Origin of the sequence: Paenibacillus sp. FSL H7-0714 (genome assembly GCF_038003765.1) — a bacterium.
Classification (GTDB): domain Bacteria; phylum Bacillota; class Bacilli; order Paenibacillales; family Paenibacillaceae; genus Paenibacillus_AQ.
In genome coordinates this window covers 607273-627234 of sequence record NZ_JBBOPT010000001.1, presented here as the reverse complement: position 1 = coordinate 627234, position 19962 = coordinate 607273, and the positions used below count along the sequence as shown (strand labels likewise).

The following is a 19962-nucleotide window of genomic DNA, read 5'->3' as shown; positions in this document are numbered from 1 at the left end:
ATCTCCTTTTAGTCTTTTCCTCTAAAATAGCTTTTTGATCCAGAATTCCAGCAACGGTGAAGGACTAGGGATCGACCACTTCATTGCCAAAGCAAAAGCAATGCAAAATGAAATTAGACATAATGCGGAACAGACATAAAAATCCCGTTTCATTCCCTGTTTTAACAGTCCGTAAGGATCAATCAATACGATAACCGCATAAATAAACACCACCACAACAACCAATTTAATCACCTTTTTGATGGATCTTGATAGATCTTGACGTCTGCGCACTACTGTCAATAATCACTTCGGAATTCACAACGACTTCCACTTCAGAGAATTCCTTTCCCCAGTCTTTCTCAATCTTCTTCCAGGTCTGTGGCATTTGCTCATGGAGAAGCTCACCAAACCCAAAAATATCAGCATGATAATCTTTCTGTACTCTATGGATAACAGAAAGGATAGCCTTCTGCAATTCCTCCCCAGCCCGCTTCTCTATAACTTTCTTGCTATCACGGTTAGTGAATTCCTCCGGAACCTTCACCTCATCCAGTCCGGTATGCGTTAGCGTATTTATTTGCATTTGGAGCTTACCCTCTACCCAAACCGGCTTTACTTTTGTTCTATTGGACAGAATTTCAAGGGAAAAGGCGGGCTTCCCGTTTTTGTCATTTACGGCTAAAACCCCTCCCTTGATTTGATTATTGGCAAACAGCATGTATTTCGTTTCTTCACCGCTGATCGTGCCGATCATTTTATCCATGGAGAATATCGCTGCTCCACTTACCCGAGCATTTTTTATCTTGTTTGTTTCATGAATATAAATAAGTGGTGCTATAGCATATTCGCCAGAGGCCTCTAACTTATCAATGAAATCCCAAATTTCCACGACGGGAGCAGTACTAACACTATTCTCAAATCTCATCTGTTGTGCAAGTGCATAGGCCATAATACTTTCCGTTAAACTACTTAGATTGATGATTTCCTGGGCCGTCTTCTCTTTGGAGACAAATATATATACATCCGATCTAGTTTCTGTATCTCTGTTATACCAATCAATAATATTGATAACCCCTTCTCGGGCGATCTCCTCACTGAGGATAATCGCCTTAGAATGGCTCCAAAATAATTTTTTCCCTGTGATAGAGATCATTCCTCGCACAATATCAAACATCGTCTCCCCCGTGAGAGAAAGCATCTTAAAGCCAGCCTGACTTGATTTGGAGCCTTCCTTCGTGTCCACAATTTCAGCAGTTACTAACAGCTTTCCATCTGATGCCCCTTTATCAATCGCCACCCCGGCTACAATTGACATGTCTTCAATTTCAATGTAGTTCCAACAACCCACAGTACTCATAAGCACGATCAAAGATACAATGGCAAGAACCATCCTTTTCCACTTGTTCATGGTCGTCTCCCTATTTTGTTGGACCCTTTTCTCTTCATATTTCGTGCCCCGATCATTGCCGGTCGTAGATACATATGCCACCACGGCGCTCTGATAGCTGTATCCTTAATGTCCTGCGGACGGATGGAACCTATCCCTAGCATATAAGGAACCCCAAAGGAGCGAAGGCTCATCAAATGAACCACTAAACCGAGCATTCCAAGAAAATATCCATAAATCCCTAGAAAAAAAACTGCAAATAACAGAACTGCTCTTACTATGATTAACGGACCCGTCAGCCTTGGATTGAGCAGCGTCATGATCCCTGTTAAACCGACTACAATAATCATTGGGGCACTCACTAATCTTGCCTCCACAGCCGCCTGCCCCAACACAAGCGCCCCCACGATACTGATCGCCTGCCCAATATAGGTAGGAATCCGTTCGCCCGCCTCTCTTAGGATTTCAAATATGGTTAGCATGAATATGGCCTCCACTACTGTAGGAAAGGGGACTGCTACTCTCGCAGTAGAAATGCTGAGCAATAACTGGGTGGGTATCATCTCCTGACTATAAGTTACCAAGGCCACATATAGAGCCGGAATACTAACAGACAGCAAAGCTCCAACCATTCTTAGCATTCGGTTGAATGAACCAAAATAAAAGTTAATATAATAGTCCGAACTCGCTTGAAAATTCTCCACAAATACATAGGGTACAGTCATCGCATACGGGCTACCTTCCATAAGTAAGGCGACTCTGCCCTCCATTATTTTACTGACTACGGAATCCGGGCGTTCTGTACTTCCTGTCATCTCAAAAGGTGAATATGGCTCGTCTCTTATTAATTCCGAAAGAAATGACGTATCGAGAACAACATCTATATCTACCTGCCCAAGCCGATCCTGCAATTCTTTAACAATATTTGGTGATACTAGGCTTTCCATATAGCAAATGCATATCTGTGTGTTAGAACGTGATCCGATCTTGCTAAAAATAAACTTCAAGTCGGAATCTTGTACTCTTCGGCGGATTTGGGTCAGGTTAACTATCAGCGATTCTGTAAATCCTTCCCGCGGGCCATAAACACTTTTCTCGGTCACTGGCTCCGTAATAGCCTTTTTATCCCAGCCTTGTGCATTAATATTGAGAACACCCGCATAGCCATCCAGCAGTAATAAGGTCTTGCCAGCTATAATCGCACTGATCATTTCATTTAAATCTGTAGAGGCAACTACATCCGAAATGTTAATGACCTGCGTCCTAATTTTCTCCATTAGCTCCGCTGGGTTGCCATAATCCATTCTGGTGAAGTCAAAAGCCATCAATGGCTTAATAACACCCTCCTGAATCATATGCTTATCAACCATCCCGTCAACGTTAACTAACCCAAAACGAAGAGTTTCACTGCCCTCATTATTTATCACCCTTATTCTAAGTGTCCCATCATCCTTGAATATTTGCCGAAATAGGTTCATCATTTCATCTAGTGACGTACTCGGAGTCTGCCCAGACGTCGTATTTTGTTGAGAATCTTTGCGGTTACCTCCTGCTGTCTGTTCCTCCACAGTAGTCACTCCTGTCACAATAGTTTCCTAGAAATTATCCCCCATCTCACTAAATACTATCCGCCAAAATTATACTGTAAAGGGATCAACTTCTTCGCAAAGGAGAGTAAACTCCATACGTTTAAAATAAAAAAAAGCCGCTTTAGCAGCGGCATGTTGAATGTTTATGATTGTAGTGATCATCTGGTATAATTTGATAAAAATAAGAGACAGGAGCTCCCTATGACACCATTTACAGAACAAGTGATTCGTATCATACAATCTATACCTGAAGGAAAAGTGATGACTTACGGAGGCGTTGCTCGTGCGGCAGGAAGCCCAAGAGGCGCAAGGCAGGTAGTTCGTATCCTTCACTCCATGAGTAGAAAATATAAACTTCCCTGGCATCGGGTTATCAACGCCAAAGGAATGATCGCCTTGACTGAAGATGAATCCAACTCCCTCCAGAAGCTTTATTTGCAGGAGGAAGGGATTATTTTTAATGAAAAAGGTGTGGTAGATCTGAAGCAATACCAATTTGATCCCGAATTTATGGATTAACCACGTATGCGCTTAGCGCCCCTTCCTCTTTCACTGGTTCCAAGACCATTCAGCAAACAGTACATCGTAGCGTAGATAACCAGCAATACAAACGCTATGAACAAGCTAAAAAATACCGACTGTCGATTCAAGCTGTCCATAACCAGTTGGTACAACTGATGCCGGTCCGTCAGTACGTCCCAGCTATTCAGCCTGTAGACTCGGCCAAGCAGGACACCATACCCCCCAAGTACACATGCTGCGAATACGAATATCCAAGAGAACAGCAGGCTGCTTTTACGATAAACAACCGTCTGGAACTGGTATAAAGAGAAGAACCCGGTCAACCAGCCGCTCCAAGTGAACAATAAGAGGGTAACCAGATCATACCAATACCGATTCTGAATGGTGCCATCCACGATATATCTGCTTTTTCTTATCGTCAGATGCACCAGATCCGTCATGAGATAAGGCGCGTTCGGAAAGAACAGCAGCCAAGCGACGCCTAGCGGAACAAGCAGCAATCCACCTATCTTCCTTTTATCCAGTTCATAAGCAGCCATAGAGAACAGGAACGGAATCCAAGCCAGGAATAAATTCCAGAGTAAAAATGCATAAAACGAATCCGTCTGTAGTGACACTACACGATATACGGCCAATGTCGCCACAGACAGACCTGCCAAGAGCATAAACACCTTCGGATAATGCAATTCCTTCATGAGCTTATATTCTCCTTATCGAGATAGTTTTCATTTAACTTATACCCAATTGTACAAATTTGGCATTCCCAAGTCCAATCTCAAGCATAAACGCCTTTGTCGTCCTTATTAGGACGATAAGAGTTTAAGCGAGAAATATAAGGATAATATATGATGTGAAACTTAAATTCTTATATTTGAACAGAAAAACCCGGACGCAGAAACGTCCGGGCTGACTCTTATCTATTTCACTCAAAGACCACTATTTAGTTCAGGTGCAATTACAGGTTTCTTACGCCCTTTCAGACCGCGCACACTTCCCGCCTCTTCCAGACAGGAGAACGCTGTACACTCCCTAAAAGCGGCATGGCTACATCCAATACACTTGTTGTAATCGATGCTGTTAAGTGCGTCATTAATGGCTTCCCCGGTGTGCGGATAAAACTGAGCCTCACCTATGGTACTATACAGTCCAGTTCTCTTGAGTAGCTCAAGCGGCTGTGGCTGAATACCTGAGATCATAAGTTTCCCTCCAACAGCTTGTAAATGCCGCACCAGCTCTGCTAAATTGGATTCTCCAGTGGTATCCATGAAGGGTACTTTCCCCATCCGCATTAATATAATTCTAGGTTGATCTGAACCATAGCTTGGCATAGTGTCATCGAATCGATAAGCAGCGCCAAAAAACAGCGGACCTTCCACCGTGTAAATTCCAATTTGCGGACAGTCATGACTCTCCGTAACCATATGTGCCTCTACCTTAACGGACTTCGGATCAGGCAGCACTTTGGCTACCAAATGAACCTCTCCCATTCGTTTCACAAACAGAATAACCGCAAGAATTAATCCCACCTCTACAGCCAGCGTTAAATCTGCAAATATCGTTAACAAGAAGGTGATGAATAACACCAAGGAATCGCCGGTCTTGATCTTAAGCAGATGAAGGAACTCTTTGCGCTCACTCATATTCCAAGCTACTACCATTAAGATCGGTGCCATCGCAGCTAAAGGAATACTGGAAGCATAGGGTGCGAGCAACAGGAGAATTAGAAACACCACAACACCGTGAACGATCCCCGAGATCGGAGAAACAGCGCCACTCTTGATGTTCGTCGCTGTTCTAGCAATTGCTCCTGTCGCTGGTATGCCCCCGAACAATGGAGCAGCAATATTTGCGATCCCCTGACCGATCAGCTCTCGGTTACTATTATGGCGGCTGCCTGTCATTCCATCCGCTACAACAGCGGATAACAATGACTCTATAGCACCTAGCATTGCAATGATAAATGCCGGACGAATTAGCAGGGTAATTCGTTCCCAAGTAATGTCCGGAAATCGAAAGCTCGGTAAGGTATTAGGGATTTCTCCGTAAGCAGAGCCAATCGTAGTCACTTTGCCGCTAAAGAATAACGCAGCAATCACAGTCGCGCACAGAAGACCTACCAATGATCCAGGCACCTTCGGAGCGAATCGAATCGCTAGGATAACGACGGCAAGACAAATCACGGCGGTCAGAATACTGTATCCATTCATCGTCGATATATGAAGCCCTATTTCTTTCATGTTATTTACAAAGCTCTCATGCCGTTCTATATTCCTTAATCCAAGGAAATTAGCAATCTGCCCGGTGAAGATAATGACCGCTATCCCTGCTGTGAAACCAATCGTTACTGGCCTCGGAATAAACTTAATCAATACACCCAGCTTTAATAATCCCATGAGAACTAGAATAACCCCTGCCATCATCCCAGCGATAAGTAAGTTCTCATAACCATACTCCATCGCAATGGCAAACAAGATAGGAATAAAAGCACCTGTTGGCCCACCAATTTGAAATTTTGATCCTCCGAACAATGAAATACATATTCCGGCAACGATTGTCGTGTAAATGCCATACTCCGGTTTTACACCGGATGCAATAGCAAATGCCATCCCCAAAGGAATGGCAATAACACCAACGATTGTTCCCGAAATCAAATCCTTGCGAAATGCATTCATGTTGTAGCCTTTATATCGGCCCCACCCTGTCATGATCAAACCTTCTTTTCTTTAAATATCTGATTATTTGAATATAAGAAGAACATTACTCTAGGACGCAACTGTTGTCAACGCCAAAATAATGTTATTCCTTTATTCTCCGCGCATACCTTCGAGCAATGAAATGGTATTCACCAGATGGTTATCAAATATTTGTTTGGCTACGACCAGAAGATCTTTAATTAGAGGATCACGTAACGAATAGATCACAGTGGTACCTTCTTTTACACTGGCTACTACATTCTTAGCGCGTAAAACAGCTAACTGCTGGGATACAGCAGAACCTTCTGATCCTAGAATGGCTTGTAGCTCATTCACATTCTTCTCACCTTCGCTGAGCAGTTCCAGTATACGAATTCGCATTGGATGAGCCAGCGCCTTGAAGAATTCGGTCTTAAATTGCTGAATTTCGGTGTTCATAGACTTCTACTCCTCATAGCTTACTTCTGATTCTAATGTCATCTTTGTATGTTATCTTAGTCCCTGATAAGCGTCAAATACTCAAGGGGTAGATGCTCACATTACGAACCTGTACTTCTACAAACACACCAAGCGCCATAGGCTCACCGAGACACTCGAACATCACTAAACTTTCACCTATTCGCAAAAATCCTGTTCCGTCCTCTTCAATATTCTCCAGCACACCGGTAAAAACAACCTTATCTCCCTCTAACCTTGTATTGAACTCACTAGCAGGTGCAGGCAGAATATCCACCCATCTCATCAGCAGCTCCGAAAGCTCGAATTCCACATCTGTTTCCGTATCTGGCTCCACAGGAGCTCCGCACCAGATCCCCCGACCCTCGCCAAACTCTGTGCGAAAGAATACCTCATCCTTTTTCATGCCACTCTTTGTAATTTTGATTTTCATAGCTATTATTCCACCTTGATAATTTATAACGATCATTATACATGACAATGAACCGATATTATCAAGTGTAATTCTGAGTAACTTTATTCAGATACATACTAGGATGCAGCCAAGGATGCTTAAAGAACTCACTTTTCTTCGTAATTCTCCGTGAGACACCCAGATCATAATCGATCATAGACTTTATCCGCGCTGCGAAGGCCTCCCCTTTCACCAGTATTCCCAGCTCGAAATCGTGGCAGGCGCTTCTCTCATTGATGTTGTAGGAGCCATGAAATACCGCCCGTGATCTATGGTCATAGGTTATTTTCCAATGTGAAAAACGACCTGTGAAGCTGTAATCATAAAAGGAAACCCCATTGATAAACGGCTTATACATATTGCCTCGTACCGCCGCAGTATTGGTAGGATGATCATTAACCTTCAGCGGATTGCAGATGCTCAGATGACAGGAACAGTCTGGCCCCAGCTCCCCCAGCCGATCCCAAAACTCTTGATCAATCAAATAAGGATTTACAATCACCGTCTCCTCAGTCGCATAGGTAATTAAATTCAAATAGTATTGCTGAATTAAGTTAACTGGATTACCCGGAAAGCTTGCAAACAGTGTACATTCTTCCTCCCCAAAATGATAATTTACATTCGGATGGTAGAAGGCATCATCCACGTCAAAATGATCACCTCCCAGAAGTAACCAACGGGAATGAAACTTAGCATTTAAAGGCTGCGCCGCCGCGCCACGGATCCGGAAGCAGCCATCATGCCACTCCTCTTTTTTACTAGGAATCCCCTGTAGATGTCCTTCTATACTGATCGAGGAAGATGCCTGAACAGGCGTCACGTACGTGTATTGATCTCCAATATTCAGGCTGCCAATAATAGAGGTTACCCCATCAATGACCATAAACTTCCGATGATCAATGACATTCAGCCCAGTGATTTCAACGTCCTCTTGTACTTTATCCTGTAAGAACAGGATACTTTCAGGTACGCCTTGTTGCTTCAGCGCCTTCCGCTTCACACGCCATTCTACGGCTGTATAATAAGAATTGAAGGTATTCAACAGCTTAGCTCCTGCATTCTCGAGCCTTTCAGAAATCTTGGAAAATTGACCAAACGCCAGATTGTTCTCATACCCTAAAGCTGTCAGCGTGTAATTGACCATGATCCGTACCTTCACCCCCCGTTTAAGGGCGTGAAATAATTCATCTGCAACCAAATTGCCTGAACGGTCATTAAAGAAGAGCATCACGGACAGGTGAATATAATGCTGTGCCTTCTTTATTTCTTCTAGTATCATCCCTAGGCACTCGGGTCCATTCACGTAAGGATCTACTTGGTTATTCCATGTGGTATGCGGGGCTAGAACTTTTAGCTTGTCTGAATCTAATCTGCCTAATACTTCAGTAAGTTGCCCCAGCAATCTTGGGCTAAAGCCAGGAACCTGAAATAGCTGCTGACCCTCCGTAATGACTCCGCCAATGGACTGTCGGTATGCTCTAGCCGCCTCCAGATCGATCCCCATTAGTCTGCGCTCCGCCTCTTCTCCTGCTTCGCCCATAATGCAGACAAGTGAGCCGCCTGATAAATAATAGTTCACGATATCGATCATATTTTTCTGTATTTCCATATGTAAGATCCCCTATCTTTATTGTGAGTGCACATGTATCAAGGTAAGGATAGATACCCTTGAACTCCTCCTTATAAACGGGGAACATAAAAACAGGAATGCCCCGCAGCCACTATGGCTATGGAACATCCCTGTTTAAGATCAACCAGGATTCACTAAGAATCGAGATAATTTATTTCACTTGCTCTGCGCTAAATACTTTTACGTCTAGTGGCGCAGCCAAGAATTCACCAGCTTTAGCTGAGAACGCGGTAAAGTGAGCGCTCGTATTGTGGCTGGATACGGCTTCAGCATCGCGCCAAGTCTCCACCATAATAAATGAGTTCGCTTCTCCAGCATTCTCATACAGCTCGTAAGAGAGATTTCCTTCTTCAGCGTGAGTAGCTGTGAGAAGTGTTTTGGACTCCGCCAAAAACTGCTCGCGACGTTCCGGATTCACTTTAAGTACTGCATGGATAATGATCATTGTATTTTCCTCCTAAGGTATAAAGTATTATTTCCACTCAGCAATCTTATCGATAGGCAAACGGACAGAAGGGTAACCTGCATCAACAGCCTTACCGATGGAAAGCAACATTACAGGAACATAACGATTTTTTTCCATGCCAAATGCTTCTGCAATTTGATCTTTTTCATAACCGCCAATTGGGTTTGTATCGTATCCATGTGCACGGGCAACCAGCATCAATTGCATTGCAACAAGAGCACCATCAATAAGCACAGTATCTTTGTTAACTTCACGTGGCAAGGTAGCAAAGTGAGCAGATAATCTAGTTAATTGGTTTTCTTTTACTTCAGCAGGCATTAGTCCACGTTCAACAGCTGTACCATAAATCTCCTCAGCGTAGTCGAAATTGTTCAAATCACCAAAGATGGCAATCATAGCTGCAGAGGTTTCAACTTGTACGCCATTAAAGCGAGCAAGAGGAGCTAAAGTAGCTTTTGCTTCGTCACTTTCAATGACAAGAAACCGCCAAGGCTGCATATTTACAGAAGAAGGTGCAAGAGTCGCTTCCGTAAGAATCTGAGTCATCTCTTCTTTACTGATCTTAACGGATGGATCATATTTGCGGATAGAGCGGCGACCCGTAATAATTTCTTTAAAATCATTGGTTTGTGTTTGTGTAGCGTTCATATGTGTATTTCTCCTTTGAGTGTGTGATTTTGGTTGTTACAACAGATTGATATTAGATTGCAGACGATTAAGCATATCTATGAGCACTTTTCGCTCCTGATCGTTAAATCCAGTAAGCAGAGTAGCGACAAATCGTCTCTTCTCTTCGCCATATTGAATCATTCTTTCCCGCCCTTGATCCGTTAATGAGACCAATGTAACCCTGTTATCTGCTGGGTTGTTGCGGCGAGTGATCGTACCACTCTCTTCCATCCCTTTCAAGTGCCGAGTGACGGCGGCCGCATCTATATCCATGCCCTTTTGCAGCGTAATTTGGCTGACTTCATCCACCTGGAATAGTTCATGCAGGAGGCGAAGCCGTGTGGGACTAATGCCAGCACATCGTTCGAATTTCGGACAGATTCCCTTGTTTAATGCCTGCAGCAGTTCAAATATGCGGTCTTCCTCAGGATAGTGCTCCGTCAAAATATACCTCCTTTATAAATTTAATTGTATGCAATTGTTTTGTATAAAATTATACTAACTGATAATCATTGACCCGTCAACTAATATATCAAATCATTTTTTAAAAATCAACATTGCTTATCCTCTTATGGTGCTATAGTCTTGAACAAAAAGGAGGAATCCTATGAGAATCTCCCTGATTCAGCTGGATATAGCATTTGGCAAACCCGATATGAATTATGCTGCTGTAGCAAATAAAATTAGTGTAGCGGCCGCCACAGCCCCCGACTGTCTTATTCTCCCTGAGCTTTGGACCACTGGCTATGATCTGACCCGACTAGAAGATATTGGCGATCCAGAAGGAGAAATTACCAAGGAATTCATCTCCAGCTTAGCCAGACAATACAACATCAATATCGTCGCTGGTTCAGTCGCTAGCAAGAACGCCTCCGGTGTAACTAATCGTATGTTTGTATTTAATCGAACTGGCGAACTCGTTGGCGAATACAGTAAGCTACATTTGTTTCAGCTAATGGATGAACATCTATATTTGCAGCCTGGAGAAGACAAAGGCCTCTTCACATTGGAGGGCACGTTATGTGCCGGATTAATCTGTTATGATATCCGATTTCCAGAATGGGTTCGTGCCCATACCGCACAAGGCGCAGAAATCTTGTTTGTCAGTGCAGAATGGCCATTATCCAGGCTATCACATTGGCGTGCACTACTGATCAGCCGAGCGATCGAGAACCAATGTTATGTAGTAGCCTGCAACCGTGCAGGAAGCGATCCTAACAATACCTTTGCTGGGCATTCTATGATAATTGATCCTTGGGGAGATATTTTATGTGAAGCTTCTGAAGGGGAAGAAATCCTAACGGGGGATATCGATTTACATATGGTGCGTGAAATTCGAGCACAAATCCCGATTTTTGCAGACAGACGTCCGGACTTATATGATTAAAAAGAACGTAACAGATGCTGGCCTCTCGCCAGATTTCTGTTACGCCCTTCTTAACGATGCTCAATATCCATTTATCCTTGGGCATAACGTTCATGCAGAACTCGCGCAGCATCCAGAACACGCGGATCTTCATAGTCTAGGAAATATCCGGACTCCTGCTGTAGCCTGTCAGAGGATTTAAGCACCACTCCACGGTGGGCTAATGCTTGTCTAATACCTTCGACAAATACTTCAGTCGCATTCGGTCCACCTAGTTCGCCAAGCCCAGCGATCGTCTCTGGACGAACCCGTGGATAAGATAATGCTGAGTCTCCTCCAGAGGCTTGCTCATAGAATTTATGGATGAGTTCACCACGTTCCTGTCCCGAACCCGAAACCACTACAAATGCATGTACGAAATAGGCATTATTTTGTCTGCGCTGAGCAATGCCGCAAAATTTCCGCCCACCGATCGCCAAATCGAAGTCCCCCGGGCAGTAAGAACCAACAATTTCACCAGCCTCAATTTGAGCCGCAGCCTGTGGATGACTCATAGCAACTGCCTCAGTGATCAGAGAAGCCAGAAGCCTAAAGTCATCATGAAAGTCCAGCTTTCCGCGTCCTTTGGGGAGAACTAGCGAAACATTAACAATTCCATCATCCAGAGGCACCGCAGCACCACCGGAATGTCTCACCGCTGTACGAATGCCTCGCTGCTCCAACTTAGCCATCGCTTGGGCCGCGTTCGGAAGCTTGCTGTCCCGTAGGCCGAGCACAACACCCCCAGAATGACTCCATAGGTGCAGACTAGGAGGAACAAGTCCCGCTCCGACATCCCTACAAAGGGTCTCTTCAAAGGCGAACGGGATCAACATCTCCCCAATGCCCCCTGTTTCCTCATCTATCCTGTCATCCTTTAAGATTAGATGCTGGAAAAGTCCCATTTCTGCAGGAAGTCCGATGACTTCTTTACTTCTATCAACAGATCCATTGATCATTGCATCGTACTCCCGAGTATCCACCGATTCCCCTCTTTCCCGTATTATCCGTGATATTGTAATCGTTCTGCCTCGCTAGTCGAAATCAGAATTGAAATGAGGTTATGATAACGCTATCCTTATAGTATACGAACATGCCCCAGCTCGAATAGGGGGTAGCCTTAGGTTCATGCTATACACAACGTTAAGGAGTGATGCCGCATGACAGTGGAAGTGATGAAGGAACGACAGTTAACCAAGACAAGACAATGGGAACAGGCACTTAACCTGCTGTATATTGATTTCTGGGATTACTGCCATGATGCAATTAGCAAATTCGATGACGAGGACATTCACCAAGCAAGAGTGAACTGCCGTAAGCTGTTAACACTGCTTTCCATTCTCGACCCTGGTCATACTCTAGGGCTATACCCCCTATTTGAAAAAGCCCAAAAGAGATTAGGCAAGGTCAGAGATGCAGACGTTCTGATTGAATCGTTCAAGACTAAACGTAAACACGCCAAGGAAAACGGCGATACAAAGACAGCAGAACTGTTGAAGGCTGTGATCGACCACCAAAAGGACAAGCGCAAAGCTTATCGTAAAAAGCTGGCCGATGAGCTACCTAAGCTAATCAATGAGGATCTGGATGAGAAGTGGAAAGCTTTCCTAAGTGAACAGCTAGAGGCCCTGGTAGCGAAAAAAGATGCCAACGTTGTCATGCGCGAACTTGAGGTAGCTTACGAGCAGAAGAAAAAAGCTTGCAAGGCTATATTTCGTGGACAAGATGCCGAATCAGAAGCAGCCTTCGACTCACTGCATGAGCTGAGGATGGCTGCTAAGGAACTGCGATATACCGCTAGTGCAGCCTCTTTTGCGTTAAATCAAAAATTTCATGCCCATGAGGAAATATATAAGCAGATCCAAGATCAGCTCGGGCTGATAAACGATAAACGCCTTTGGCTGGAAACACTAAATGCTATTGGGCGAGAAGAGCTGAATGTCGGCAAAAAAACATGGAATACCTTTACCGAACAATTAAAAACCGAAGTACTCGATGCGCTGCACCAAAATGATGTCATACCGCTCACACATCAAATGAAGTAACTCTGAATCTTTTACAATCTCTATTCAGCCGTTGTATCTGATGCGCCGTATTCTTCTATATTCACATTTACTTCATAGGTAATCGGAATTTGGCTGAAGGTTTCGTCCCAGTTATCCTTGACGCTCCGCCATACGGCTGGATGCTGATTATGTAGACTGGTGCCGAAACCGGCAGCTTCGGTATGCAGTTCCTTCTGCATCTTTGTTACAGTAGTTTGCACTATTTCTAGGACACGCTTCTGCAGCAAGGCTTTATCCTTCTTTACAATTCCGTCGTGTAATTTCTTCGCTTTCTCGGCAAAGACCTCAGCATATCTACCTGTAGATGTTATTTTCACGTTAAAAGAGATCTGACCATTATTCACATTGGCTTTGATCTTGCTATGCATGGTTTTAACCTCATAGGTTAAGAGGTCATTGTTATCCGGATTATACGTCTTAAGCACTCCTCCTTGCCCCTTCCCGGTCAGCCAGGCCATCCCCTCCAACTCCGACTCATCCAAAAAGCCAACAAGCTTTCCCGTTTCCCCGTTGATTACACCTGCTCCTGATAGCTTTGTCTCATGATCTATAGGAATAACATTTTGCAATAAGAAGCTTTTCTTTGCTTGCAGCGGACCAACTACTTTGGCCAAAGTTACCGGCTCCCATATCCCCATATTACGGTCTCTGTTATTGAATATCCCTTCAAGTACAAATGCAGGAGTCTGACCCGGCAGTGCATTTTCCAATACATCCTTGGCCATTCCATTACTGACAAATAACATAACACTCGGACGGATATCATTATCCCGAGTAAAGAAATCTATGAGTTTAGTAAGATTATTGGAACGCGCGAGTTTTTCACTAATCACAATGACCTTTAGGTGATGGCCTATCGGAGTGCGTCTAGTACGCAGTGAAAGCTGCCGTAGCGCTTCAAAGATAGAATCGCTAGTTTCACTCATATTATAGTAATTCTTGATGGAGGATGAATTCGAAGCAGACTTCATGACGGCCCCTCCCGACCCCTGTGGAATCGTAAATTGATAGGTGCTTATTATTTTTGTAGGCTTCGCATGATTCCCACCTTCCGGAATAGCTACTTCCTCGCCTCCTGACTCCTCCGCACTGTCCAGTGCAACACCAATCTGCATGTTTAATTCCTCGATCGGTGTGCTGCTCCAGCAGCCTGATAACAGAGAACATAGTACAGTGAGTACAATCCACAACCTCCATTTTTTCATGAAGCAGCCCTCCGGAAGTATGTGATAATTAACAATGGCAACGGAAGCAATCCGAATAGAATAAGCATAGAATCACCGATACCTGTTCCTAAAGCAAACAGAGCATTCACATTTGGTGGAATTCTAGAAATTACATAGACAACCGGAAGAATAGCTAACAAACAACTTTTGAAGTTTTTATGGATCACTTGGGACAATCCTAAAGCCGCTGCATAAATTGCAATACAAAAGGTACAAAAAATCTGCATAATCCATATCACTAACAACAACGACTCAAATCTTTCAAAGATGAGATAGTTCACCTCAAAACTTCGTACAAGATCAAGAAACGGCCATGTTCTTGTGAGAACTCCATCTATAGAAAAGGCACCTATGGTCGCTACAACTGCCAGGATATAAAATATCGTCGATATACAGGTTCCAGCTATGATTACCTTTACTGCTTTTTGAGGCTTATCCATAAAAGCAACAACGAACAACATTGCTTCTCCAGCTGTAAAGGTTAGGATGGTTGGTCTGATCCCTTTCCACACGGGTTCCAAACCATCTCCAAGTACTGGAAGTAGATTATTGACGTCGAAAACTTCGAAACTAAGCAGACAAACCCCTAGAAACACTGTCCAGGTAATCGGAACAATGAGTCTGCACATGCTAGCGATCGCATTAATTCCTCCTCTGCATAAATAGAAGGCGATCCATATAAAAGCAGCCATAATAGCCCACGGAGGTGTACCTTCCAGTAGAAAAAAAGAGGTCACCTCCTGCACCGAACGTATCTCAAAGCCGGCGATACTGAGAAAATACCCAATAACTCCTATTGACAGAACCATTCCGAGTGGCATGCCGATGATCTTCCCGATATACTGAAAAAAAGTTTGGCCTGGGAACCTTTGACTAAGTTTCACGATGATCAATCCGAACAGAAAAGAGATTGCTCCCCCTAAAAAAATACTTATCCATACATCTGGACTACCACTGGCCTCTACAATGGTCCGAGGAAGCGTAAGTACCCCTGCCGCAATCGTATAATTGGCTAGAATGATCGTCGCTTGAACTGCAGTAATTCGGTCCTTTACCTCGGCGCTCATGTTCTCTTCCTCCTTTACCTAGACTTCTCACCCTTTACGCAAGGGGTCCTTTGGTTTCAAAAACGTAGGTCGCCCTGTTAGAAATTGAAAAGGCATACGGAATATAAAATCCTTCCAATTCACCATCTTATTTGGGACTGCCAGACCTAGATAAGGAATACCAAAACTCTTCAGCTTAATTAAATGACTACTAAGCAAGAGAAAAAACAGTACAACTCCGTATAATCCAAAAATGGCTGCAAAAAACATGGCTGCAAAACGGAGCATACGAAGCGTCATCCCAGCACTATACATGGGCATAGAGAAGGAAGAAACAGCCGTAACTGATACTACAATCACTAAAATCGGACTCACAATTCCAGCCTCTACCGCGGCTTGACCGATGATCAGACCGCCCACAATTCCCATCGCCGGACCGATAGGTTTAGGCAAGCGAAGCCCAGCCTCTCGTAAGATTTCAATCGAGACCTCCATAATCAAGGCTTCTATTAACACAGTGAAGGGAACGCCTTGCCGGGAGGCGATAATAGAAATGGCTAGCTTCGTTGGAATTAAGCCTGGCTGGAACGAAAGGAAGGAAATATATAGTGCCGGAGCAAAAAGTGATATCAATGCCGCAAAAAAACGCAAAAGACGTAGCATCGATCCTACCATCCAGCGATCGTTATAATCCTCTGGCGATTGCAGTAACATCCCGAAGGTTACCGGCATAATCAATGCAAAGGGTGTACCGTCAAGTAAAATAGCTACTCTTCCTTCCAAAAGTGCTGCCATTACACGGTCCGGCCTTTCCGTATTCTGAATCTGTTGGAAAGGACTATAGCCATTATCTTCGATCAATTGCTCAACATAACCAGATTCTTGAACATCATCTAAATCTATCGTTCTAATTCTTCGTTTGACCTCTTCTACAAGTTCATCATTCGCAATATCCTTGATATAGGCTAGGATCAATTCCTTCTGCATTCTCTTTCCTACAGTAAAAGAAATCATAGCTAGTTCTGTACTCTGTCCGTGTCTACGCAGCATCGCTGTGTTATCGCTTAATGTCTCGTTAAATCCGCTTCGCGAGCCCCGCAAGACTCCTTCAGATTCTGGCTCCTGAATCCCTCTTGTATTCCCCTTAGGACTACTGAGTACAAAAGCCTTAGATATCCCCTCCACGAGCAGCACGGCAGATCCAAATAACACCTTCTGAAGGGAGAGGTATGCATTATCCGTAAGCTCAACTTCCGAGATAAGCAGGATCTCGTGGATGAGAATATCTTGTAGATCTTTCGCAGCCGGTACGGAATTCATATCCTTAAAAGGCTGATACGCATTCATTAACGGCTTCAATATATTCTGATCCATTTTGTCTTTGTCCGTTAGCCCGTCTACGTAAAAAAGTGCTGCTCTTGTCTTTATGCTTCCGATTCGCAACTCCCTTACATTCACATCATGCATATCGGCGCTGATCTCTCTGAATTTCTGCAAATCATCCTCAAAATGGCCACTATAAGTTATTCTTTTCCCCTTATCCTTAGTTACTACATTCGAGCTAGACTGCTTCACCGGCCCTTCTAAAATGCTTGTTTCTCCAGAGTTTTCTACGGAAGAAACACCTCCACCTTTGCTGCCAGTAGCTTTTTCCGCTCTAGTCGTTATCCTGTCTTCTTTAGCTTTAGCCCAGCTTATTGTACGAAGCAGGAAGAAAGGGACACAGAAAATCATAATCCCTTGGAAAACCACACCCCAACTTGGAATTAATTCTATTACCTCATTCCACACCCCTAACACCTCCTTTATAGCTGTGACCGTATTTTTTACCGAAGATGGATAATTCATGCATACAAAAAAGACCCCACAGTATGGGGTCTCCCTAAGTTAAACTTCATATGTTCTTATACCTCTATTGTATCTGTAAAGTGTCGGATGCTAGCTTTGGACGTTCGGCTGACGTAATTAAAGTTTATTGCGGCATCATGCGAGTGGTGATCGCGATGCGATTCCATGCATTGATTGTAACAATTGCCATGATGATCTCGCCAAGTCGCTTAGTATCGAAATGGCGCTCCGCTTCCGAATAGACATCGTCCGGTACATGTCCTTGCGTCACGAGTGTAACTGATTCGGTCAGCGCAAGCACTGCACGCTCCTCGTCGCTGTAGAACGGCGCTTCACGCCATGCGTTCAGCATGTAGATGCGCTGTTCCGACTCGCCTGCCTTGCGGGCATCCTTCGTATGCATATCGATGCAGAAGGCGCAGCCATTAATTTGTGATGCTCTGATTTTGATTAACTCCAATAACGACTTCTCCATGCCTGTCGATTGTACGAACGCTTCAAGACCCATCATCGCTTTGTATGCGACTGGAATTTCACCGGCCAGATCCATTCTTTGTTCCATGGGGATAGCTCCTCTCCGGCTGTAGACCGGTTATCTTTTGATTGTTTCACTAATAAGACAATGCAAAAGCTCCGTTTGTGACAGGTTACCCCATTCGTTGTAATTTATCGGGATTGAGTACGATATAAATATGCTCGATCCGCTCCCCGGCCGCATCAAGCTGGAAGCTGATTGTCTTAAGCGGCCGGCCATCCCGATAGATGACGATGCCCAGCTGGCCGTTAAGTAGCACCATCCTTTGCGAATCTCCGAGGAATCCCTTCGTAATGACGCCTCCAATGAAAGCTTGAACACGATCTCTGCCCGTAATAGTGAAGATCGCTGCGCGAACTTTACCGCCGCCGTCCGACGTAAGCAGCGCGTCCTCGGTCAGCAGGCTGACAAGCGCATCGACGTTGCCGCCTCGAGCAGCTGCGAGGAATGCTGTCGCAAGAGGTGTTGCCTGAGCCGTGTTGTTTGGCAGAACTGGCGATTGTTGATGCAGCTTATCATTAGCGCGGCTAAATATTTTTCGACAGTTGGCTTCTGATTTTCCTAATACATCGGCAATTTCGCTATATTCGAAAGCGAAGGATTGGCGCAAGATGAAGACGGCTCTCTCGACAGCCGATAAATGTTCCAGCATGACGAGCAGGGCGTAGGATACATTTTCATCGTGATCGAAAAGATCAGCAGGATTATCGCCGCCTCCATTCGTAAAGCTGACGAGCGGCTCCGGCAGCCATGTGCCGACATATTGCTCTCTCCTTATACGAGCGGATTGCATATAGTTGATGCAACGATTTGTTGTCATACGGATTAAGTAAGCTTTCGGATGGGTGATATCTATTGTTTGTAGCTTGCTGTACTCGATGAATACGTCTTGAACGAGGTCCTCTGCATCTGCTATAGAGCCGGTCATACGGTAAGCGATTGCTTTCAGCAGAGAGTGATAGTTGGTATATGCGACCTGAAAATCCATACGTGCTAGACTCCTTCCAAAGCTGTGCCTTTCATACCGTCACGGCTCACCGCGGCGTCTACATCGTTCAGCGGATGATCAACAATGTAGACGCTCTCCTAGGGCTTCATGTCTAGCCTATTTAGTGCACGCAGGAAAATATCCGGATGAGGCTTCTTAATGCCTTCTCAGCTTGAGATTAATATAGCATCAAAATACAACTAAATTCCAATTCCCTATGCTAGAATAACCTTGTTCAATATCCCTTGGTAGGCTGCTATCGGACGTAAGCCAACCAACTTTTCCATTGGCTGCCCATCTTTATATACAATGACTGTAGGCATCCCCATAACACCAGCTTCCCCAGCCAGATCCGGCAATTCGTCACAATTCACCTTCACAATAGAGACATCGTCTCCATATTCCTGATGAAGATCTTCCAAAAGAGGCAACAGCACCTTGCAAGGGGGACACCATGGCGCACCGTAATCTACCAAAACCGTTCCACCACCGCGAATCTCTGCTCGTACCCAATCAGCGCTATCTGCATTTGTAATAGCCATTTGTCATTCCTCCTCAAAGTTTTCAACTCCAGCAGTACCTACTCCAAACTCTCCAGTGTACATGCCTCTAAACTACTCTCGTTCTGCTCTTGCAAGATAGAGGCCATTCTTTCTTCCAAATTGCGTTTGATCTGATTCAGTTCTACAAGCTGACGTTCAATATCCTCAAGCTTGCTACGGTATAGTGGCATCACTTCTGCGCAGAAAGCTTCTTTGTTCTTCAAAACACAATGTAGAAAGCCCGCGATCTGCTCTGTGGACAGACCCAGGTTCAAATATAATTTTATCGTTTCTACCGTCTCCACAGCGAGCGGAGAGTACTCCCGATATCCGTTGGCCTGACGGATCGGTGAAATTAATCCCTGACTCTCATAATAACGAATTGAACGGACGCTTACGCCCGTCAGTTTAGCAAGCTCACCTATTTTCATAGCAATCTCCCCGGGGTTCATGAGAAT

Annotated in this window: 22 protein-coding genes; 3 read left to right on the top strand and 19 right to left on the bottom strand. The window is 44.4% G+C overall.

The window, feature by feature from the left end; all coding sequences use genetic code 11:
* Positions 1–21: 21 nt before the first annotated feature.
* The 3 genes from NST34_RS02830 to NST34_RS02820 are packed head-to-tail and all read right to left on the bottom strand — an operon-like array spanning position 22 to position 2937.
* Entirely contained in the window at positions 22–234 is a 213-nt protein-coding gene (locus tag NST34_RS02830; protein ID WP_143759527.1) for a hypothetical protein, read from the bottom strand.
* Positions 227–1390, bottom strand: a complete 1164-nt coding sequence (locus NST34_RS02825) for a Ger(x)C family spore germination protein (protein ID WP_076285899.1) — start codon at positions 1388–1390, stop codon at positions 227–229. The genes NST34_RS02830 and NST34_RS02825 overlap by 8 nt, the downstream gene beginning before the upstream one ends.
* Positions 1387–2937 (bottom strand): spore germination protein, encoded by a 1551-nt coding sequence (locus NST34_RS02820; protein WP_143759526.1) that lies wholly within the window; start codon positions 2935–2937, stop codon positions 1387–1389. Before NST34_RS02820 ends, NST34_RS02825 begins: the two co-directional genes overlap by 4 nt.
* A 222-nt stretch (positions 2938–3159) precedes the next feature.
* Between NST34_RS02820 and NST34_RS02815 the strand changes: the two genes are divergently transcribed.
* Positions 3160–3477: an MGMT family protein gene (locus NST34_RS02815; protein WP_042184593.1), complete on the top strand. Its 318-nt coding sequence runs from the start codon at positions 3160–3162 to the stop codon at positions 3475–3477.
* Here the strand turns inward: NST34_RS02815 and NST34_RS02810 are convergent.
* The 8 genes from NST34_RS02810 to NST34_RS02775 all read right to left on the bottom strand — a co-directional run bounded on the left by NST34_RS02810 (position 3474) and on the right by NST34_RS02775 (position 10292).
* Positions 3474–4175, bottom strand: coding sequence for a DUF1361 domain-containing protein (locus NST34_RS02810; protein ID WP_076285900.1), 702 nt, complete (start codon positions 4173–4175; stop codon positions 3474–3476). The genes NST34_RS02815 and NST34_RS02810 overlap by 4 nt on opposite strands.
* 231 nt (positions 4176–4406) lie before the next feature.
* The gene (locus tag NST34_RS02805; RefSeq protein WP_076300154.1) at positions 4407–6185 is read right to left on the bottom strand and encodes a SulP family inorganic anion transporter; all 1779 of its coding nucleotides are present in this window, start codon (positions 6183–6185) and stop codon (positions 4407–4409) included.
* Between the two features lie 99 nt (positions 6186–6284).
* Complete coding sequence (locus NST34_RS02800; RefSeq protein ID WP_042123860.1) at positions 6285–6611, bottom strand: ArsR/SmtB family transcription factor; 327 nt, start codon at positions 6609–6611, stop codon at positions 6285–6287.
* A gap of 73 nt (positions 6612–6684) precedes the next feature.
* Complete coding sequence (locus NST34_RS02795) at positions 6685–7062, bottom strand: hypothetical protein (RefSeq protein WP_076285902.1); 378 nt, start codon at positions 7060–7062, stop codon at positions 6685–6687.
* 61 nt (positions 7063–7123) lie between these two features.
* Positions 7124–8692, bottom strand: a complete 1569-nt coding sequence (locus NST34_RS02790; RefSeq protein ID WP_341127088.1) for a phospholipase D-like domain-containing protein — start codon at positions 8690–8692, stop codon at positions 7124–7126.
* 172 nt (positions 8693–8864) lie between these two features.
* Entirely contained in the window at positions 8865–9158 is a 294-nt protein-coding gene (locus NST34_RS02785) for a putative quinol monooxygenase (protein WP_042184585.1), read from the bottom strand.
* 27 nt (positions 9159–9185) lie between these two features.
* The gene (locus NST34_RS02780; protein WP_341127087.1) at positions 9186–9827 is read right to left on the bottom strand and encodes a nitroreductase family protein; all 642 of its coding nucleotides are present in this window, start codon (positions 9825–9827) and stop codon (positions 9186–9188) included.
* A 36-nt stretch (positions 9828–9863) separates the two neighbouring features.
* Positions 9864–10292 (bottom strand): MarR family winged helix-turn-helix transcriptional regulator, encoded by a 429-nt coding sequence (locus NST34_RS02775; RefSeq protein ID WP_042184581.1) that lies wholly within the window; start codon positions 10290–10292, stop codon positions 9864–9866.
* 163 nt (positions 10293–10455) lie between these two features.
* Between NST34_RS02775 and NST34_RS02770 the strand changes: the two genes are divergently transcribed.
* Positions 10456–11235 (top strand): carbon-nitrogen family hydrolase, encoded by a 780-nt coding sequence (locus tag NST34_RS02770; RefSeq protein ID WP_341127086.1) that lies wholly within the window; start codon positions 10456–10458, stop codon positions 11233–11235.
* Positions 11236–11306: 71 nt separating this feature from the next.
* Here the strand turns inward: NST34_RS02770 and NST34_RS02765 are convergent, their stop codons facing one another.
* Entirely contained in the window at positions 11307–12236 is a 930-nt protein-coding gene (locus NST34_RS02765; RefSeq protein WP_341127085.1) for a lipoate--protein ligase family protein, read from the bottom strand.
* 177 nt (positions 12237–12413) lie between these two features.
* Between NST34_RS02765 and NST34_RS02760 the strand changes: the two genes are divergently transcribed.
* Positions 12414–13298, top strand: coding sequence for a CHAD domain-containing protein (locus NST34_RS02760; protein WP_341127084.1), 885 nt, complete (start codon positions 12414–12416; stop codon positions 13296–13298).
* A 20-nt stretch (positions 13299–13318) separates the two neighbouring features.
* On the opposite strand, the gene NST34_RS02755 is transcribed toward NST34_RS02760, so the two are convergent.
* The 7 genes from NST34_RS02755 to NST34_RS02720 all read right to left on the bottom strand — a co-directional run bounded on the left by NST34_RS02755 (position 13319) and on the right by NST34_RS02720 (position 19935).
* The gene (locus tag NST34_RS02755) at positions 13319–14524 is read right to left on the bottom strand and encodes a Ger(x)C family spore germination protein (RefSeq protein WP_341127083.1); all 1206 of its coding nucleotides are present in this window, start codon (positions 14522–14524) and stop codon (positions 13319–13321) included.
* Complete coding sequence (locus NST34_RS02750) at positions 14521–15612, bottom strand: GerAB/ArcD/ProY family transporter (RefSeq protein WP_341127082.1); 1092 nt, start codon at positions 15610–15612, stop codon at positions 14521–14523. The genes NST34_RS02755 and NST34_RS02750 overlap by 4 nt, the downstream gene beginning before the upstream one ends.
* A gap of 27 nt (positions 15613–15639) precedes the next feature.
* The gene (locus NST34_RS02745) at positions 15640–17382 is read right to left on the bottom strand and encodes a spore germination protein (RefSeq protein WP_341127081.1); all 1743 of its coding nucleotides are present in this window, start codon (positions 17380–17382) and stop codon (positions 15640–15642) included.
* 181 nt (positions 17383–17563) lie between these two features.
* Complete coding sequence (locus NST34_RS02740) at positions 17564–18001, bottom strand: carboxymuconolactone decarboxylase family protein (protein ID WP_341127080.1); 438 nt, start codon at positions 17999–18001, stop codon at positions 17564–17566.
* Between the two features lie 85 nt (positions 18002–18086).
* Complete coding sequence (gene sigJ / locus NST34_RS02735; protein WP_076300146.1) at positions 18087–18962, bottom strand: RNA polymerase sigma factor SigJ; 876 nt, start codon at positions 18960–18962, stop codon at positions 18087–18089.
* A gap of 215 nt (positions 18963–19177) precedes the next feature.
* A complete protein-coding gene (locus tag NST34_RS02725) occupies positions 19178–19504 on the bottom strand; it encodes a thioredoxin family protein (RefSeq protein WP_042184566.1) in 327 nt (108 codons plus the stop codon).
* A gap of 38 nt (positions 19505–19542) precedes the next feature.
* A complete protein-coding gene (locus tag NST34_RS02720) occupies positions 19543–19935 on the bottom strand; it encodes a MerR family transcriptional regulator (RefSeq protein ID WP_076285912.1) in 393 nt (130 codons plus the stop codon).
* Positions 19936–19962 lie beyond the last annotated feature (27 nt).

What these genes read in the sequence shown, in the direction of transcription:
- NST34_RS02725 (WP_042184566.1), bottom strand. Translation starts at nt 19,504, where the DNA reads ATGGCTATTACAAATGCAGATAGCGCTGATTGGGTACGAGCAGAGATT.
- NST34_RS02785 (WP_042184585.1), bottom strand. Translation starts at nt 9,158, where the DNA reads ATGATCATTATCCATGCAGTACTTAAAGTGAATCCGGAACGTCGCGAG.
- sigJ (WP_076300146.1), bottom strand. Translation starts at nt 18,962, where the DNA reads ATGGATTTTCAGGTCGCATATACCAACTATCACTCTCTGCTGAAAGCA.
- NST34_RS02815 (WP_042184593.1), top strand. Translation starts at nt 3,160, where the DNA reads ATGACACCATTTACAGAACAAGTGATTCGTATCATACAATCTATACCT.
- NST34_RS02770 (WP_341127086.1), top strand. Translation starts at nt 10,456, where the DNA reads ATGAGAATCTCCCTGATTCAGCTGGATATAGCATTTGGCAAACCCGAT.
- NST34_RS02810 (WP_076285900.1), bottom strand. Translation starts at nt 4,175, where the DNA reads ATGAAGGAATTGCATTATCCGAAGGTGTTTATGCTCTTGGCAGGTCTG.
- NST34_RS02790 (WP_341127088.1), bottom strand. Translation starts at nt 8,692, where the DNA reads ATGGAAATACAGAAAAATATGATCGATATCGTGAACTATTATTTATCA.
- NST34_RS02800 (WP_042123860.1), bottom strand. Translation starts at nt 6,611, where the DNA reads ATGAACACCGAAATTCAGCAATTTAAGACCGAATTCTTCAAGGCGCTG.
- NST34_RS02825 (WP_076285899.1), bottom strand. Translation starts at nt 1,390, where the DNA reads ATGAACAAGTGGAAAAGGATGGTTCTTGCCATTGTATCTTTGATCGTG.
- NST34_RS02720 (WP_076285912.1), bottom strand. Translation starts at nt 19,935, where the DNA reads ATGAAAATAGGTGAGCTTGCTAAACTGACGGGCGTAAGCGTCCGTTCA.
- NST34_RS02760 (WP_341127084.1), top strand. Translation starts at nt 12,414, where the DNA reads ATGACAGTGGAAGTGATGAAGGAACGACAGTTAACCAAGACAAGACAA.
- NST34_RS02740 (WP_341127080.1), bottom strand. Translation starts at nt 18,001, where the DNA reads ATGGAACAAAGAATGGATCTGGCCGGTGAAATTCCAGTCGCATACAAA.
- NST34_RS02805 (WP_076300154.1), bottom strand. Translation starts at nt 6,185, where the DNA reads ATGACAGGGTGGGGCCGATATAAAGGCTACAACATGAATGCATTTCGC.
- NST34_RS02750 (WP_341127082.1), bottom strand. Translation starts at nt 15,612, where the DNA reads ATGAGCGCCGAGGTAAAGGACCGAATTACTGCAGTTCAAGCGACGATC.
- NST34_RS02795 (WP_076285902.1), bottom strand. Translation starts at nt 7,062, where the DNA reads ATGAAAATCAAAATTACAAAGAGTGGCATGAAAAAGGATGAGGTATTC.
- NST34_RS02780 (WP_341127087.1), bottom strand. Translation starts at nt 9,827, where the DNA reads ATGAACGCTACACAAACACAAACCAATGATTTTAAAGAAATTATTACG.
- NST34_RS02755 (WP_341127083.1), bottom strand. Translation starts at nt 14,524, where the DNA reads ATGAAAAAATGGAGGTTGTGGATTGTACTCACTGTACTATGTTCTCTG.